This window comes from Ruegeria sp. C9, assembly GCF_056537585.1.
Genome location: NZ_JBQFRU010000003.1, coordinates 543,555 through 560,590, shown reverse-complemented (window position 1 = coordinate 560,590; position 17,036 = coordinate 543,555). Strand labels below are relative to the sequence as shown.

Below are 17,036 nucleotides of genomic sequence, written 5' to 3'. Positions count from 1 at the left end.
AGCCCAGGTTACTTCGCTCGAATCTATAATCAGAAAAATGATCTCGGCTCAAAGTTTCTCGACGGCCACTTGCGCCCCCATGATGGCCTTGAGCCGCAGCCCCGCAGAATGTGCCCCGAGGAATTCGTGGAACGCACGCATCACGTCATCTTTCCACCACCCTCGCCTGTGATAATCGTCAAGCATGATTACGCCGCCTTCGATCATCTTGGGCAGCAAAGCATCCAGATCCGTTTTTACGCCCTCGTAGGAATGGTCGCCGTCCAAATAGGCAAACCCGATGCTCTGATCTTCAAACAGGCTTAGCGCCGGTCGCGAATAGTCGCGAATGATCGAAATTTGCCCCTTGGCGATCTCGGTGCTGTATTTACCCGTTACTGCCTCGTATATTCGATCCATATCCTTCTGCGTGCGCGCTCCGGCAAGCGAAGCACCGCCATCTGGGTCTTGCTGTACTTGCCAGGGATCGATGAGGCACAATTTCGAGGGCTGCAGCTCTTCCAGCAGAATCCGCGAAAATTCGCCCTTCCAAACGCCAATTTCAACGCTCAGCCGTCCATGCGGCATGGTCTTGAGCATTTCGCGCCGCAGGGAATCCTTCCGCTCGCGCTGCTCAGCTTGCTTCTTGCGGCGATCCTCAGCAGATACAGCTTCACCCATAGACGTCTTCTCCGGTTGAGGAATTTTGCAACGCTTCAACCAGATCAACCCAATCCGGTCTGGCTCTCAATTCTTCGGCTTTCGACCTGTGCCACTCACATGCTTGGTGATGGAGGTCTGCCAATTGCGGATCTGCCATCATCTCAGATTTGATGTCGTGCATAGCCGGCATGTGTTCCAGAATTGAGCGATCCTCAACATCGTTGTGGTTCATCATGAGCCAGTATTTGAGCCCTTGGTCCTGCCCCACATGATTGGTGCGCCCACGGTCGCGCTTGACCAAAAAGCTATCAGTGCTGCGCACAGCATAATGATGAATGCGCGCGAATTCATGGCTGAAACCACGCCATGCTTTCCATTTCACTTGGTCTGCTGGGTAGAGGTTCCCGCCCGAATCCCGCCACAACACCCCTTCGTATGGCGCGTCAGGGTTCGGTGCATCTTCTGGATTGATCCTGGGACGATGGGCGCGAAAACGGCTGAATTTCCCATTGTTGCGGAACAGCGTTTTGAACCCTTTGGTCCGGTGATGCGGATAGCTGTCTTCGGTGGCGGCCAGAAAGAAAGTCTCAGGTACAGGTCGATCAACGAAATCGTTCTGACCCGCATTTCCGAACATGCGCCAGCAGATCGAGATCGCGTCCGCCACGCCGCTGGCCTCAACGAGGCTTCTTATATCACTATTGGGCAAACGGATATTGATATACTCGTCCACATCCAAACTGAGAATCCAATCCGATGACAGATAGCTTGGGTGATTCCGCGCAAGCGAAAATGCACGAACCTGCGGCGCGGCGCGCGGACCCAGTCTGTTTCGCTCGTGGTGAGCCCAGCCAAGCACTTGCAGCCGTTCGCCCATGGCATCAGTACCATCAGCGCAATCATTGGTATAAATCAGAATGTCATCAAAACCGATTGCGTGGTTGTAGGCCACCCAATCGATCATGAAAGGCCCTTCGTTTTTCATCGTTGTTACGATGAGAAAGGTCTCATTCGTCATAAGTTATTCTCTTGCCTGTGCCGGTGTCGGACTCCTGTTGATCTGTTTAGAATAGCCCCAGAATTTTGTCCAACCAGGTCGCCAGACAGCCGCAACACTTGCCGATTATTTGATCTACCGATTCTGCGGGATCACCTCATAACCCGGTTCTTCTGGCTCGTCGTCCAGCATCTCGGTTGGAAACCCTGGCGCCTGGATCTCCAGTCCGGTCGCGTCCTCTAGCCGCCTGATGATGTTCGGGGACAGTTCACGCTCACCATATCGCGCGATGCCATCTTCGAAAATCTTGATCATCAATGGGTTTATCTCAAGGGGAACTCCGGCACGGTCGGCGACCTCCTGAAACAGACCGATATCTTTTTTCACCAGGTCCATGGTGAAGGAAATATCGCGCGAGCCGTTCAGGATGACCTGACTTTCGGTCTCGTGCACGAAGGATGTGCCTGACGATATCTTGATCGCCTCATAGGTGGTTCCAAGGTCCATGCCGGCGGCCTTGGCTGTCACCAATGCCTCGGCGCAGGTGATCAGGTTGGCGGTCGCCAGATAATTGGTCAACACCTTCAGAACAGAGGCCGAGCCCAGATCGCCCGTGTGCAAAATGCGCCGCCCCATGGTGGTCAGGAATGGCAGGATACGTTCAAAAGTCTCACGATCACAGCCTGCGAAGATCGAGATATTACCCGTCGCTGCCCGGTGACATCCGCCCGAAACCGGGCAATCCACCGCTGCGCCGCCTCGTTCGATGACCATTGCGCCAAGGCGTTTGACTTCGGCTTCGTCGGTGGTCGACATTTCCATCCAGATTTTGCCAGGGCCGACCTCTGGCAACATTTCCTGCATCACCGCATCCGAGGCCGCAGGAGAAGGCAAACAGGTTATAACAGCATCGCAATCGCGCATCAGTTGCGCCGGGCTTTTGGCGGCTTTGGCACCCTTGGCGACGAATTCGGTCACCAGATCCGGGTTCAGGTCATGAACCGTCAGATCGATACCGTTTCGTAGCAGCGATCCAGATAGCTTGCCCCCTACATTCCCCAGCCCGATAAACCCTACTTTCATGCGCGGTATCCTCCTGTTCGCATCTTGCTGCCATGCCAGCACGTCGTTGCAGAAGTATCATGCCGCCCAGCGACCCCGACAGGTCGCTTTTTATCCGCTTTTTCACGGATCGGCGCGACTCGCTTGACAAGCAACCCTGCCCTGCCGCATGTCCCTTTCGTTGGTGTCTGCGAGAGCAGATGAAAAGGGAATGCGTCAGCGGTTTTTGCCGTCAAACGCAGCCGCCCCCGCGACCGTGACCGGAGAGGGTGCCCAAAGCCACTGGCAGTATGGCCGGGAAGGCGGGACATCCGACAGAGGCCTCCTCTGACATCCGCAAGCCGGGAGACCTGCCAACGCCCGAAGATGAAACCGGACGGGGTGTTCCGGTGTGGGGCTGTGATCGGCCCGCATGAAACCCCGTCCCCCACGAAGAGGATTTGGGGGGATGAGAGACATGACCGAGACCGCACCGGTCGAACTGCTGGTTTGCACTACCTGCCGTCGCGGGCTGCCTGTCGAGGATGACGCCCAGCGCCCCGGCACGTTGCTGCACAAGGCGCTTGAACAGGCGGGCCTGCCCGAAGGCATTACCTTGAAAGCTGTGGAATGCCTGTCGAATTGCGATGAAGGCTGCTCGATCGTGCTACGCGGAGGACCGGATCGCTGGACTTTCGTGTATGAGCATCTGAACGAGATCGACCATGTCGAAACCATCGTCGAAGGCGCAGCCAAATACCTCGCCACCGAGGACGGTTTGGTCAAATGGCGCGAACGTCCCGAACATTTCCGCAAAAACTGTGCGGCCCGCATTCCCCCGATTGGAGCCCTGAAATGAGCAATCTCGAGAAACTCCCCGTCACTGTGATCACCGGCTTTTTGGGCTCGGGCAAAACCACACTGGTGCGCCATCTGATGCAGAACCCGCAGGGCAAGCGTCTGGCGGTGGTCGTCAACGAATTCGGCGATGTCGGCGTCGATGGCGATATCCTGAAGTCCTGCGCCATTCCTGATTGCCCGGCGGAAAACATCATGGAACTGGCCAATGGTTGCATCTGCTGCACCGTGGCCGATGATTTCATCCCGACCATTGAAGCCCTGATGGCACTAGAGCCGCGCCCCGATCACATCCTGATCGAAACCTCCGGTCTTGCCCTGCCAAAACCGCTGCTGAAGGCGTTCGACTGGCCCGATATCCGCTCGAAAATCACCGTCGATGGCGTGATTGCTCTGGCCGATGCCGAGGCCGTGGCCGCTGGTCGGTTCGCTCCGAATGTCGAGGCGGTGGATGCGCAACGCATGGCAGATGACTCGATTGATCATGAAACTCCCTTGTCCGAGGTGTTCGAGGATCAGATTTCCTGCGCCGACATCATTCTGCTGACCAAGCCCGATCTGGCTGGCCCGGAAGGCGTTGCGAAAGCGAAAGAGATCATCGCCGCCGAAGCGCCCCGCCCCATGCCCGTTGTCGAAGTGGCCGAGGGTGCCGTGGACGTCCGCGTCGTACTGGGTCTAGAAGCCGCGGCCGAGGATGACATGGACGCGCGTCCCAGCCATCACGACGGCCATCACGATCACGAGCATGACGATTTCGAAAGCATCATCGTTGAACTGCCCGAGCAAACCGATCCGATTGATCTGGTCGCCAAGATTGAGCGATTGGCCAACGAGTTGAATATCCTGCGCGTCAAAGGCTATGCCGCCGTTCAGGGCAAGCCCATGCGCCTACTGGTTCAGGCCGTCGGTGCGCGCGTGCGTCACCAATATGACCGCCCGTGGGAGCCCGGCGAAGACCGTCGCTCGCGCCTTGTGGTCATTGCCGAGCATGACGATATCAAAGAGGCCGAGATCCGCGATATCCTCGTGGGTGTAACCGAGGCTGCCGAGTAAGACTTATGCACGTCGTCTTCCGCGAAAGCCATGGGCTCGAAGAAACCGAGACCCCGACCGATCTGGGCCAAAGCCCGGCGGACCTGGTGGTGCTGTCCTTTTCCGACAGTGACCTTGGCGCTTTCGCGGCGGGATGGCATCGTGGAGGTGGGCCTGAAGGACGCATGCCAACGATGCGGCTGGCCAATCTGACGGCGCTGAAGCATCCCCTCTCAGTCGACACCTATGTCGAGCAGACACTGGAGGGCGCAAAGGGCATCCTGATCCGTCTGATCGGTGGAGTGCCCTATTGGGCCTACGGCTTGCAGCAGGTTCTGGCGCTGGCGCAGGCCAAAGGGATTGCACTGGCCGTACTGCCCGCAGACGGTCGCGAGGATACGCGGCTGGATGATTACTCTACCCTGCCTGTCTCGACCCTGCGGCGGCTGGCGCATCTGTGCGACACCGGCGGTGAGGTCGCGGCGCAGGCCGCTCTGGCGCAGATGGCACTGGCTGCGGGGTTGTATGCAGGTCCGGTCATGGGCGCCAAGACCATCCCCGAATGCGGTGCCTGGTGCCCAGATCACGGCGTGATCCCTGCAGAAAACGCTCTGCCCGGTGATGCGAAACGTATCATCGTAACCTTCTATCGTGCTTATCTGACCTCGGCGGACACAGCCCCAATCGCAGCGCTGATCCGCAGCTTGCGCGCGCGAGGTTTTGAGGCCGTCGGCCTGTTTGCCCCGTCGCTCAAAGCACCAAATGCCGCCGATTGGCTGCGCGAGACTATTGTAGCGCTGAAGCCTTCGGCGATCGTCAACGCCACCTCATTCTCAGGCAAGGGCGCATCAGGCACCTCACCTCTCGATGTGGCAGAGGTGCCGGTCTTTCAGGTGGCGCTGGCCACCTCACGCCGCAAAGCGTGGGCCGAAGCGGAACGTGGCCTTTCACCAGCTGATCTTGCCATGCATGTGGTCCTTCCGGAAGTGGACGGGCGGATCAACGCGGGCATCGTATCCTTCAAAGAGCCGGGCAAACGCGACCCGCATCTCGAGTATTCTCGCTTCGCTCATCGGGCTGAACCCGAACGGATCGAAGCCATCATCAACCGCGTCTCCGGCTGGCTGAACCTTCACGACAAACCCAAAGCGGAGCAGGTTCCGGCGCTGGTACTATCGACCTATCCCGGCAAAGACTGGCAGATGGCACATGCAGTGGGTCTGGATGCGCTGGCCTCGGCTGAGGCAATGTTGCTCGATCTGCAAGGCGAAGGGTATGACACCGCGCCTACCGAGCCGATTGCTGAAACTCTTCTTGATGCCCGGATTTCATGGCCGCTAGAGGATTATCAGGCGGCGCTGGCGGCGCTGCCGGAAACACTCCGCGCCGATCTCAATAAGGTTTGGGGCACTCCCGAAGACGACCCTGCTTTCACAAATGGCGCGTTCCACTTCACTGCGCTGCGTCGCGGAAAGGCTCTGATCGCGCTGCAGCCCGAGCGCGGCACACCCGAACTGCGCGATGACGACTATCACGATCTGTCGCGCACACCGCGCCACGCCTACGTCGCCTTTTACTTGTGGCTGCGCAAAGGATTGGTCGCGGATGCGCTGATCCATATCGGCGCACATGGCACGCTGGAATGGTTGCCGGGAAAATCAGTCGCCTTGTGCAACGAATGTTGGCCCGAGGCGTTAATCGGCGATCTGCCGGTGATCTACCCCTTCATAGTCAACGACCCCGGCGAGGCCGCGCAGGCCAAGCGTCGGATCGGGGCGGTTACGTTGGGCCATATCCCACCCCCGATGAAGGAAAGCGGCACACCAGATCGCATGGTGCGGCTGGAATCGCTGTTGGACGAGTTCTCGAATGCGGATGGCCTCGACCCCAAACGCCGTGACCGCCTGCAGGAAGATATCCGGGACGAGGCGCAGGCCATCGGGCTGGAAAGCGATCTTGGCCTCGATCAGGCCACCTGTACCGCCGAGGCGATCACGCGCATTGACCGATTTGTCTGCGACATCAAGGAAAGCCAGTTCGGTGATGGGCTGCATATCTATGGGCGCGTCCCCGATGAGACGGGCAAATTCGACGCTGCCCCCTCAGCCCAAGCTGAACGCTCTGCCCTGATTGACGCTTTAGCGGGCAAACGGATCGAGGCCGGGCCGTCCGGATCCCCCTATCGCGGGCGTACGGATGTTTTGCCGACCGGGCGGAATCTATATACGACCGACCCACGCTCGGTTCCCACGCGCGCGGCCTACACACAAGGCGTCAAGCTCGCCGAAGAGCTGGTTCGGCGGCATATGCAGGAAGAAGGCGACTACCCCAAGGGCTTGATCGTCGATCTATGGGGTTCGGCCACTATGCGCACAGCGGGCGAGGAATTCGCCATGGCGCTACACCTGCTGGGAGTGAAGCCGGTTTGGGATAAAGGGTCTGAGCGGGTCTCGGGCATCGAAGTTTTGCCGATCACCGATCTCAGCCGCCCGCGTCTGGACGTAACACTGCGCGTCTCTGGCCTGTTCCGGGACGTGTTCCCGACGCTTTCAGCGCTGTACGGTCAGGCTGTCCGCGCATTGACCAAACGAGATGAAGCACCCGACTGGAATCCTTACGCCGGTCAGGAGCCTGCGGCGCGGGTCTATGGGCCAGCCCCCGGCAGCTATGGTCTGAACATGACTCATCTGTCCGAAACCTATACGGATGAGGCACGCGTGCAAGCGGGTGAGGCTTGGCTTGATGCCAGTTCCTTCGCTTTGGAAGGCGAGCATATAGCGCAAGATAAGGACGGTATCTCGCAACGCGTCGCCAACGCCGACAGCTTTGTGCACCTACAGGACCTGACCGAGACGGACTTGTTGCTGGCCAATGATTATGCAACGCACGAGGCCGGATTTGCTGCCGCCAAGAAAATCACTGGTGGTACTGCGCAGCTTTATCATCTGGACAATACCAACCCGGACAACCCGCGCGCCCGCACCCTGCCCGAGGAAATCAGCCGCGTCGTCTATGCCCGCGCCGCCAACCCGGGATGGATTGCCGGAATGCAGCGGCACGGGTTTCGGGGTGCCGCTGAAATCGCGGCGACGCTGGATCATATGGCATCTTTTGCGCATCTGTCCGGCACAGTCGCACCGCATCTGTTCGATCTGTACCACGACGCCACGCTGGGCAATGAAGAGGTCGACGCCTTCCTGCAACAGGCAAACCCGCAAGCACATCAGGCCATGCAGGATCGGTTCCGGGCACTGCTGGAGGCAGGGCTATGGCATACCCGCCGGAACTCGATCCGCGCCGACCTGGAGGGGTTGGGATGAGTGCGCCCATCGTGCAGGGCTGGTGCCCCGGTGCCCATCGCCCGATGATGTCCGGTGATGGGCTGGTCGTGCGTGTGCGCCCTCGGCTGGCGCGCCTGGATGCCCAACAGGCGATAGGGCTGTGCGAATTGGCGGAACGGTTCGGCAATGGCACGATCGACCTTACCAACCGCGCCAACCTTCAGCTGCGTGGAGTAAAGGAAACCGACCATCAATCCTTGTTGGCCGCGCTTTCCTCGCTGAACCTGCTGGACGCCGAACCCGGAATCGAAATTCGCCGCAACATTCTGGTCTCGCCACTCTATGAAGCCGGTGATCTGACCGCTCGGCTGACACAGGAATTGATCCAGCGTCTGGCCGAGCTTCCGGATTTACCTGCCAAGTTCGGCTTTGCCATCGACACAGGTTCCGAGCGTTTATTGGCCGATGACTCGGCGGATATCCGGCTTGAACTCGGTTCGGGCAGCCTGATCCTGCGCGCGGACGGGGCCGAAACCGGGCGAGTGGTGTCGGAAGCTCAAGCCATCGACCAAGTGATCGCGTTGGCGAAGTGGTTTGCGCAAACCCACACAACCGAGACCCGCCGCATGGCGCGGACCGTTGCCACATATGGTTTGCCCAACGAGTGGCAAGGCAGCGCGCCCGGCCCCATTGGCGTGCCTCTTCAACCGGGAGCCTGCGTGCAGGGGACACTCTATGGCGCTGCCTTTGGGCAGCTACCGGCGCGGCAACTCCATTTGCTGATCGAAAACAGCAACGCCACTGCCCTGCGGGTCACACCATGGCGGCTGTTCCTGTTGGAAGGCGGGGCGGCGATACCCGCCCTTGACTTTGTCACAGATGGCACCGACCCGCTGAGAACAACCGACGCCTGCCCCGGCGCGCCATACTGCCCGCAGGCGCAGGTCGAAACCCGCGGTGTGGCGCGCGCCCTGGCCGCGCGCGTTGCAGGCAGCCTGCATGTATCGGGCTGCGCCAAGGGATGCGCCCGAATGGGTCCGGCCGATGTCACTTTGGTTGGCAATTCCGGACGATTTGACCTTGTCAAACAAGGCCGTGCGGGGGATGAGCCCTGCCAACGCGGCCTGACCGAAGAAACACTCATGACCATGGACTTCACCTGATGCCCTATGAATACGAAACCGACGGCGCGGCGATCTACAAGCAGAGCTTTGCCACCATCCGATCCGAGGCTGATCTGGCCCGGTTCGATGCCGATGAAGAACAGGTCGCCGTTCGGATGATCCACGCCGCAGGGATGGTCGGGCTGGAAGAGTTCGTCCATTTCTCGGACGGTTTTGTCTCGGCAGCGCGTTCCGCGCTGGAAAATGGCGCGCCGATCCTGTGTGATGCCCGCATGGTCAGCGAAGGCGTCACCCGCTTTCGCCTGCCCGCTGATAACGAAGTGATCTGCACCCTGCATGACGAGCGCGTGCGCCCTCTGGCTGCCGAAATGAGCAACACGCGCTCTGCCGCCGCGCTAGAGCTGTGGCGTCCGCATCTGCAAGGAGCACTGGTCGCGATCGGTAACGCCCCTACCGCGCTTTTCCACCTTCTGAACATGTTGGAAGATCCCGACTGCCCACGCCCCGCTGCCATTATCGGCTGCCCGGTGGGCTTCGTCGGAGCGGTCGAGTCCAAGGATGCCTTGTGGGAAGCGCAGCCAGTACCATCCTGTATCGTCAAAGGCCGTTTGGGAGGCAGTGCGATCACAGTTGCTGCCATCAATGCTATCGCGAGCCGCACGGAATGAGCGGGGGTAAAATATACGGCGTGGGCCTCGGCCCCGGCGATCCGGACCTGATGAGTGTCCGTGCGGACCGCCTGCTGCGCAATGCCCGCCATGTGGCGTTTTTTCGCAAACCTGGCCGCACAGGTCAGGCCCGCAAGATCGTCAATGGAATGATCCCCGGCGATGCCATCGAGATTCCAATGGAGTATCCGGTAACAACCGAAATCCCGGTGACGGATCCAAGGTATAATGAACTCCTTTCGGTGTTTTACGAAGACTGTGCCGCACATCTGAAATCACTTACCGAAAATGGTGAGGATGTAGTGGTTCTGTGCGAAGGCGATCCGTTCTTCTATGGATCATTTATGCACCTTTACAATCGACTACGAGACATATCTGAAGTCGAAGTCGTACCCGCCATAACCGGCATGTCCGGCGCTTGGACCGCAACCGGTGACCCGATAACTTGGGGCGACGATGTCCTCACGGTTCTTGTTGGAACCTTGCCCGAGGATACTCTGACTGAACGCATGACCCAGACCGACGCGCTGGTTGTCATGAAGATCGGGCGGAACTTCGACAAGGTAAAGCGCGCGCTGAAACAGGCCGGGCTGTATGACCGCGCGTGGATCGTCGAATACGCTCAGATGCCGAACCAACGGGTCTGCAAACTGTCTGATAATTGCGAAGGGATCACGCCCTATTTCTCAATCATTCTGGTTCATGGACAGGGACGCCGACCATGAGCGGTTGGGTCAAGATCGCTGGCCTTGGGCCTGGAAACGAAGCACTGGTCACTCCCGAAGTCGCTGCCGCGCTGGCAGAAGCGACGGACGTGGTTGGCTACATCCCTTATGTTGCTCGGGTGGCCGAGCGAGAGGGGTTGACCCTGCACGCCAGCGATAACCGGGTCGAGATCGACCGCTCTCAGCACGCTTTGCAAATGGCGGCCGACGGTAAGCGCGTCGTTGTAGTCTCGTCAGGGGATCCCGGCGTGTTTGCGATGGCCGCAGCGGTGTTTGAAGCGCTTGAAAACGGGCCGAATGACTGGCGCGACATACAGATCGAAGTGTTGCCCGGGATCACTGCGATGCTGGCGGCTTCGGCCCGCGCTGGGGCACCGTTAGGGCATGATTTCTGCGCCATCAACCTGAGCGACAACCTGAAGCCATGGCCACTGATCGAAAAGCGCCTCCGACTTGCCGCGCAGGGCGATTTCGCCATGGCGTTCTATAACCCTCGCTCGAAGTCTCGACCGGAAGGGTTTGAAAAAACGCTGGAAATCCTGCGGGAGGAATGTGAGCCGGAACGCCTGATCCTGTTCGCACGCGCTGTATCCCGCGAGGATGAGGCTTTGCGGATTTCAACTCTGGAAGAAGCCACGGCAGATATGGCGGACATGCAGACCGTCGTCATCGTCGGCTCGTCCCTGACACGCATAGTCGAGCGCAACAGCGCCCCGATCGTCTACACCCCGAGATTCACGCTGGCCAAGGATTAAGTATGCGCCAGCCAGTCCAAGACCTGCGTGACATTTGCCAACTCGGTCCGTTTCGGCAGGGTCGGACGGTCTATCATCAGAACCGGCAAGCCCAGCGCCCTTGCGGCATCCAGTTTGGCCCGCGCGCCGGTGCCACCCGCATTCTTGGATACAATCAATTGCGTATGGTGACGTTCCATCAAGGCCCGGTCCTCTTCAACAGAAAACGGGCCCCGCGAAACGATCACATCGCTTTTCGGAAGCGGCAATGCGTCCGGATCGTCTACAAGCCGCAAAAGATAGTGATGCTGAGGTTGGGCTGCGAAGTCATGAAGATGCATGCGGCCAACTGCCAGGAAGACACGGCGGGCTGGACCGGCCAGAGCTTCAACCGCACCTTCAATATCCGGTACGTGCTGCCAGTTGTCCCCGTCTTGCGCGACCCAAGCAGGTCGCGTCAAAGCGGCCAAGGGCGTTGCGCCCCCCGCACAGGCTTCCACCGCATTTCGGCTCATCTGTGCCGCAAAGGGATGAGTCGCATCGACAACATGGCTGACGCCGTGCTCGTGAATGTACCGCGCCAGTCCCGCTGCACCACCAAACCCGCCCACGCGCATCGGCACGGGTTGCGAGCGCGGGTTATCGACACGTCCAGCGTAGGAATATGTAGCGGGAATGCCTTGATCGGCAACCGATTTTGCCAGAGCATTCGCCTCGGTCGTGCCACCAAGAATCAGGAGGTTGGGCATGTCTGAAACTCCGTGGCTGACTGTTTTGGGTTTGGGCGAAGATGGACTGGATGGCCTGTCCCCTGCAAGCCGTCAAGTGCTGGACCGCGCTGAGATTGTCATGGGTCCGACACGCCACCTGTCGTTGATCCCAGACAGCGCGGCGGAACGGATTGAATGGCCGGTCCCATTTGCCGATGGCCTGCCAATTCTGACCGGATTGCGCGGTCGGCAGACCGTTGTGCTGGCCTCGGGTGATCCGTTCTGGTTCGGGGCCGGGTCCGTTATCGCGCGCAATTTCGGAACGAACGAATGGATTGCCCTACCCGGCCAGTCGACCTTTTCGCTTGCTGCTGCGCGGCTTGGTTGGCCGCTTGAAAACATGTTGACCTTCGGGCTACATGCCGCGCCTCTTACGCGCCTTCGCCCTCACTTGGCACCCGGCCTGCGCGCGATTCTCTTGCTGCGCGATGGCAAAGCCGTAGCCGAGCTGGCGACCTATCTGGGCGAAACCGATTTTGCCGATTGCACTCTGCACGTCATGGAAGCGCTCGGTGGCCCCCGTGAACGCGCGCGCAGCATGTCGCTGACCGAGGCGTTGCTTGGAACCTTCGAACATCCGGTTTGTGTCGGTCTTGATGTCGCGGGTACTGGGCGTGCCTTTCCCAAAGCCTCGGGAAAACCCGATGACATCTTTGAAACCGACGGCCAGATCACCAAGCGCCCCATTCGCGCGCTAACCCTGTCGGCGCTTGCCCCTCAGCGGGGTGAGCATCTGTGGGATATTGGCGGCGGCACCGGTTCGATCAGCATCGAATGGCTGATGTGCGATCCGACGCTAACTGCAACGACTATCGAGCCGCGTGCTGATCGGGCCGAACGCATTCGCCGCAATGCCAATACGTTAGGGCAGGATCGGTTGTGCGTTGTGCACGGTTCTGCACCAGAGTCGTTGGCTGATCTTGACCGGCCCGATGTGGTGTTCATCGGTGGCGGTCTGAGTGCGGATCTGCTGAACTGGCTACACGCTAATCTTCAGGCCGGCACGCGGCTGATCGCCAACGCGGTGACATTGGAAAGCGAAGCGTTACTAGCTGAATGGCACGACAAGCTCGGCGGAGACCTGCTGCGCATCGAACTGGCGCAGGCAGCTGCGCTTGGTCCACGGCGAGGCTGGAAATCTGCCTACCCAGTGGTGCAGTGGAGCCTCACGTTATGATCGTCGCGGGGTTAGGTTTCTCATCCTCTGCTACGCTGGCCAGTCTTCGTGCCGCTTTCGAGCTTGCCTCGACAGGAAAAACTGTCGATGCCCTTGCGACCGTTGCGGACAAGGACGGACACGCCGCACTTGCCGCGCTTGCAGAAGCAACTGAGCTGCCGATACATTTCATTCCGGCAAATGATCTTGCCGAACAACGCACACTTACTTGCTCAACCCGCAGTCGCGCCACATATGGCACCGGCAGCGTGGCCGAAGCATCCGCTCTTGCTGCCGCCGGACATGGCGCGCGGCTGATTTCACCCAGACAAATCTCGGACGACCGGCTTGCAACCTGCGCCGTCGCCATCGGAGGACAGACATGACCGTTCATTTCATCGGCGCCGGACCGGGCGCCGCCGACCTGCTGACCCTGCGCGGGCGGGATATCATCGCCTCCTGCCCGGTGTGCCTCTATGCGGGATCATTGGTACCCGAGGAGATTCTGGGCCACTGCCCCAAAGGCGCGAAGATCATAAACACCGCACCCATGGATCTGGATCAGATCATGGCCGAAATCGAAGCAGCGCATAAAGCTGGACAGGACGTGGCGCGGCTGCATTCCGGGGACCTCTCTGTCTGGTCGGCGATGGGTGAGCAAATCAGACGTCTGAAAGAGATGGGTGTCCCGGTCAGCGTCACGCCCGGTGTACCCTCGTTTGCGGCTGCGGCTGCAGCGCTCGGGACCGAGCTGACACTGCCCGGTCTGGCGCAATCAGTGGTCTTGACCCGCACGCCCGGGCGTGCGTCTTCGATGCCGGAAGGCGAGACACTGAAAAACTTCGCTAAAACAGGTGCGACTTTGGCTATCCACCTTTCGATCGGAAATCTGGATAACGTCATCGCCGACCTGACACCTGCCTATGGGACAGACTGCCCGGTCGCCGTGGTCTACCGCGCTAGTTGGCCAGATGAGAAGATCATCCGCGCAACGCTTGCCACGTTGAAGGAGGCGCTGGACAACAGCATCTCGCGCACCGCACTGATCATGGTTGGTCCCGCGCTTGCAGGTGAAGGGTTTGACGAAAGCTGTCTGTATTCCAAGACATATGACCGCCGCTATCGCCCTCAAAGCGCCGACAGTCCGTGGTCGAGCTGGAGCCATGGTGATGACTAACCCCCCCGGAATACTGATTTCCGCTCCGTCGTCGGGTACAGGCAAGACCACTGTCATGCTGGGATTGCTCCGGGCTTTGGCCGAGGACGGCTTGACCGTACAACCGTTCAAAAGCGGACCGGACTACATCGACCCGGCTTTTCACCGGGCTGCGGCAGGCCGTGCCTCGTTCAATCTGGATAGCTGGGCGATGGGAGAGCCACTGCTAACCGCGATCTCAGAGCAGGCAACCGGAGCAGATATCGTGGTGGCCGAGGGCTCGATGGGTCTGTTTGATGGTGTCGCCAAACCCGGAGAGCTGGGGCATGGGTCGAGCGCTGAAACGGCGCTGCGCATGGGATGGCCGGTCGTTCTGGTCCTGGATGTCGGAGGACAGGCGCAATCGGCGGCGGCGACCGCGCTTGGCTTTCGGATGTATAACCCCGATCTACCTTTTGCCGGGGTGATCCTGAACCGCTGTGCCAGCCCAAGACATGAGCGGCTGACGCGGCTGGGCATGGAACGGGCTGGATTGCCGGTTCTGGGCGTTCTTCCGCGCCGAGGTGACCTGACCCTGCCCGAAAGACATCTAGGCCTGATCCAGGCGGTTGAGCATCCGGATCTGGAAACGGCAATCGCCGGATATGCCGCATTCCTGCGTGAACATGTCGATCTGGATGCGATCAAACGGGCGGCCTCCTCAGGCCCTGCTGGGCCATCGTCAGCCGCGCTGCCGCGCCCCCCCGCGCAGCGGATCGCACTGGCCCGTGATGCAGCGTTTTCATTTACCTACCCGCATCTGCTGGAAGGGTGGCGCAGCGCCGGTGCAGAAATACTGCCCTTTTCGCCACTGGCAAACGAAGCGCCAGCTGCAGACGCTGAACTGGTCTGGCTACCGGGGGGCTATCCCGAGCTGCACGCAGGAACATTGGCGGCAGCAGATACATTCTTGACCGGGCTGCGCAAACACGCGGAAACGCGACCTGTGCATGGTGAATGCGGGGGGTACATGGCATTGGGGGAAGTATTGGTCGACAAGGAAGGCGCCCCACATCAGATGGCAGGGTTGTTGGGTCTGCAAACCTCATACCAAAAGCGCAAATTCAACCTTGGCTATCGTAAGGCTGAACTCTTGGCTCCAATGCCCGGCTTTGCGGCGGGTACCGCCCTGCGCGGACATGAGTTCCACTATTCCTCGATCATCGAACAACCCGACGCTCCACTCGCGCGGGTCTTCGATGCGGAAGGAGCTGAAGGCCCTCAGACAGGATCGCGACGCGGCAATGTCACCGGCACATTTTTCCATCTTATTGCAGAGGCCTCGGCATGACCGGTTTTGTCTCTTTCATTGGCTCCGGTCCGGGTGATCCGGAGCTACTAACGCTCAAGGCCGTAGACCGGATGCAGAAGGCCGATGCGGTGCTGTTTGATGATCTCAGCAGCGGCCCGATCCTGACCCATGCGCGTGACGATGCTGATCTGGTTGGTGTTGGCAAACGCGCCGGTCGCCCTTCGCCCAAGCAGGATCACGTCAGCCGATTGTTGGTGGAGTATGCGCAGACCGGTCAGCAGGTGGTACGCCTGAAATCCGGTGACGGAGGGTTGTTCGGTCGACTGGAAGAAGAACTGGTCGCGTTGCAGGCAGCCGGCATCAAATATGAGATCATTCCCGGCATCCCCTCTGCCGTCGCGGCGGCAGCTGCCGCTGGTATTCCTCTGACCCGACGCCTGACTGCACGTCGTGTTCAATTCGTCACCGGGCATGACGTAAGTGGCAAATTGCCGACCGATCTGAACCTTCCCGCCCTGGCTGATGCTAGCGCGACAACGGTCGTATTTATGGGCAAGCGCACTTTTCCCTTGCTGGTCGAAGCCCTGAGCGCGCATGGCTTGCCGTTGGAGACGCCTGCATTGATGGCCGAATCTGTTTCAACTCCAGAGCAATCCTTGGAGCGCTCCACAATCGGAGACCTGTCCGACAAGCTGCGATCCGAGGTTGGAACCGCCCCGGCCCTGATCCTGTATGGCCCGCTGGCAGAGTTCGAAGATGTTTGAACTGATCCTGATCGGAATCGGAACGGGTAATCCCGACCACCTGACCTTTCAGGGGGCGAAGGCGATCAGATCAGCGGACCTGATCCTGATTCCGCGAAAAGGAGAGAACAAAGCCGATCTGGCCGGTTTGCGCGAAGACATCATCACGCAGGTCACCGACAAACCTGCACGGATCGCCTATTTCGACGTTCCCAAACGCCGGGCAGATGACGGTTATCTCCGAGGCGTCGATGAATGGCACGACGCAATTGCCCTGCGCTGGCACGAGTCGATTTCAGCCTACCCGGACGCGCAGAAGGTGGCGTTGCTGATCTGGGGTGATCCGTCGCTGTATGACAGTTCGCTAAGAATTGCAGCGCGGCTGGACCCGCAACCGCGAGTCCAGGTTATGCCGGGAATCACAGCGTTACAGGCGTTGACTGCAGCCCATGCGATCCCGATCAATGATCTGGGCGCGCCCTATGTCGTGACCACAGGCCGTCGCATCCGCGATGATGGATGGCCTGAAACGGCGTCGAAAGTGGCCGTAATGCTGGATGGCGAATGCTCGTTCCAGAGCCTGAAGATGACCGATTATGACATCTGGTGGGGGGCATATGTGGGCATGAAAGAAGAGATTCTGATCAAAGGCCCATTGGCGGATGTGGCGCAAGACATTCTGGATACCCGCGCGCAGGCCCGTTCTGATCACGGCTGGATCATGGATATCTATCTGCTGAAGAAACGTGCGGCCTGACGCGCGCACAGGATTGTGAGCCCCGTTTCAGCGCTTTTCTGTCATCAATTCCCCAGTCAAC

The 17,036-nt window shown here is 59.7% G+C and carries 17 protein-coding genes and 1 riboswitch; of the genes, 13 read left to right on the top strand and 4 right to left on the bottom strand.

Translation table 11 applies throughout. The features are described 5' to 3' along the window. Positions 1-48: 48 nt before the first annotated feature. The 3 genes from ACR0NE_RS11025 to ACR0NE_RS11015 form a co-directional block, all read right to left on the bottom strand. The gene (locus ACR0NE_RS11025; protein WP_170563592.1) at positions 49-660 is read right to left on the bottom strand and encodes a class I SAM-dependent methyltransferase; all 612 of its coding nucleotides are present in this window, start codon (positions 658-660) and stop codon (positions 49-51) included. Continuing rightward, positions 653-1,660 (bottom strand): glycosyltransferase family 2 protein, encoded by a 1,008-nt coding sequence (locus tag ACR0NE_RS11020; protein ID WP_480459643.1) that lies wholly within the window; start codon positions 1,658-1,660, stop codon positions 653-655. The genes ACR0NE_RS11025 and ACR0NE_RS11020 overlap by 8 nt, the downstream gene beginning before the upstream one ends. A 114-nt stretch (positions 1,661-1,774) precedes the next feature. Beyond that, the gene (locus tag ACR0NE_RS11015; RefSeq protein WP_480439222.1) at positions 1,775-2,761 is read right to left on the bottom strand and encodes an NAD(P)-dependent oxidoreductase; all 987 of its coding nucleotides are present in this window, start codon (positions 2,759-2,761) and stop codon (positions 1,775-1,777) included. A gap of 105 nt (positions 2,762-2,866) precedes the next feature. Continuing rightward, a riboswitch (cobalamin riboswitch) is annotated at positions 2,867-3,073 on the top strand. Between the two features lie 85 nt (positions 3,074-3,158). Between ACR0NE_RS11015 and ACR0NE_RS11010 the strand changes: the two genes are divergently transcribed. The 7 genes from ACR0NE_RS11010 to cobJ are packed head-to-tail and all read left to right on the top strand — an operon-like array spanning position 3,159 to position 11,123. Continuing rightward, positions 3,159-3,539 carry a DUF1636 family protein gene (locus ACR0NE_RS11010; protein ID WP_170391837.1) on the top strand — a complete coding sequence of 127 codons (381 nt, stop codon included), beginning with the start codon at positions 3,159-3,161 and terminating at the stop codon, positions 3,537-3,539. Further along, positions 3,536-4,591 (top strand): cobalamin biosynthesis protein CobW, encoded by a 1,056-nt coding sequence (gene cobW, locus ACR0NE_RS11005; RefSeq protein WP_170420949.1) that lies wholly within the window; start codon positions 3,536-3,538, stop codon positions 4,589-4,591. The genes ACR0NE_RS11010 and cobW overlap by 4 nt, the downstream gene beginning before the upstream one ends. 5 nt (positions 4,592-4,596) lie before the next feature. Continuing rightward, the gene (gene cobN, locus ACR0NE_RS11000; protein ID WP_170594886.1) at positions 4,597-7,890 is read left to right on the top strand and encodes a cobaltochelatase subunit CobN; all 3,294 of its coding nucleotides are present in this window, start codon (positions 4,597-4,599) and stop codon (positions 7,888-7,890) included. Continuing rightward, positions 7,887-9,014, top strand: a complete 1,128-nt coding sequence (gene cobG, locus ACR0NE_RS10995) for a precorrin-3B synthase (protein ID WP_170594884.1) — start codon at positions 7,887-7,889, stop codon at positions 9,012-9,014. The genes cobN and cobG overlap by 4 nt, the downstream gene beginning before the upstream one ends. Continuing rightward, positions 9,014-9,643: a precorrin-8X methylmutase gene (locus ACR0NE_RS10990; protein ID WP_170594882.1), complete on the top strand. Its 630-nt coding sequence runs from the start codon at positions 9,014-9,016 to the stop codon at positions 9,641-9,643. The genes cobG and ACR0NE_RS10990 overlap by 1 nt, the downstream gene beginning before the upstream one ends. Further along, positions 9,640-10,368 carry a precorrin-2 C(20)-methyltransferase gene (locus tag ACR0NE_RS10985; RefSeq protein WP_170391847.1) on the top strand — a complete coding sequence of 243 codons (729 nt, stop codon included), beginning with the start codon at positions 9,640-9,642 and terminating at the stop codon, positions 10,366-10,368. The genes ACR0NE_RS10990 and ACR0NE_RS10985 overlap by 4 nt, the downstream gene beginning before the upstream one ends. Continuing rightward, complete coding sequence (gene cobJ, locus ACR0NE_RS10980; protein ID WP_170594880.1) at positions 10,365-11,123, top strand: precorrin-3B C(17)-methyltransferase; 759 nt, start codon at positions 10,365-10,367, stop codon at positions 11,121-11,123. The genes ACR0NE_RS10985 and cobJ overlap by 4 nt, the downstream gene beginning before the upstream one ends. Here cobJ and ACR0NE_RS10975 read toward each other — a convergent pair. Next, positions 11,120-11,851 (bottom strand): cobalt-precorrin-6A reductase, encoded by a 732-nt coding sequence (locus tag ACR0NE_RS10975; RefSeq protein ID WP_170391851.1) that lies wholly within the window; start codon positions 11,849-11,851, stop codon positions 11,120-11,122. The genes cobJ and ACR0NE_RS10975 overlap by 4 nt on opposite strands. Here ACR0NE_RS10975 and cbiE point away from each other — a divergent pair. From cbiE to cobF, 6 genes are read left to right on the top strand one after another with little or no spacing between them, the layout of a single operon-like run. Then, positions 11,850-13,049, top strand: a complete 1,200-nt coding sequence (cbiE, locus tag ACR0NE_RS10970; RefSeq protein WP_170594878.1) for a precorrin-6y C5,15-methyltransferase (decarboxylating) subunit CbiE — start codon at positions 11,850-11,852, stop codon at positions 13,047-13,049. The genes ACR0NE_RS10975 and cbiE overlap by 2 nt on opposite strands. Then, a complete protein-coding gene (locus ACR0NE_RS10965; RefSeq protein WP_170401248.1) occupies positions 13,046-13,414 on the top strand; it encodes a cobalamin biosynthesis protein in 369 nt (122 codons plus the stop codon). Before cbiE ends, ACR0NE_RS10965 begins: the two co-directional genes overlap by 4 nt. Beyond that, positions 13,411-14,205 carry a precorrin-4 C(11)-methyltransferase gene (gene cobM, locus ACR0NE_RS10960; RefSeq protein WP_170594876.1) on the top strand — a complete coding sequence of 265 codons (795 nt, stop codon included), beginning with the start codon at positions 13,411-13,413 and terminating at the stop codon, positions 14,203-14,205. Before ACR0NE_RS10965 ends, cobM begins: the two co-directional genes overlap by 4 nt. Next, positions 14,192-15,514 carry a cobyrinic acid a,c-diamide synthase CobB gene (locus ACR0NE_RS10955; RefSeq protein ID WP_480459655.1) on the top strand — a complete coding sequence of 441 codons (1,323 nt, stop codon included), beginning with the start codon at positions 14,192-14,194 and terminating at the stop codon, positions 15,512-15,514. The genes cobM and ACR0NE_RS10955 overlap by 14 nt, the downstream gene beginning before the upstream one ends. Next, positions 15,511-16,239, top strand: coding sequence for a uroporphyrinogen-III C-methyltransferase (gene cobA, locus ACR0NE_RS10950; RefSeq protein ID WP_170563620.1), 729 nt, complete (start codon positions 15,511-15,513; stop codon positions 16,237-16,239). The genes ACR0NE_RS10955 and cobA overlap by 4 nt, the downstream gene beginning before the upstream one ends. After that, complete coding sequence (gene cobF, locus ACR0NE_RS10945) at positions 16,232-16,975, top strand: precorrin-6A synthase (deacetylating) (protein ID WP_170401255.1); 744 nt, start codon at positions 16,232-16,234, stop codon at positions 16,973-16,975. The genes cobA and cobF overlap by 8 nt, the downstream gene beginning before the upstream one ends. The last annotated feature ends 61 nt before the right edge of the window (positions 16,976-17,036 follow it).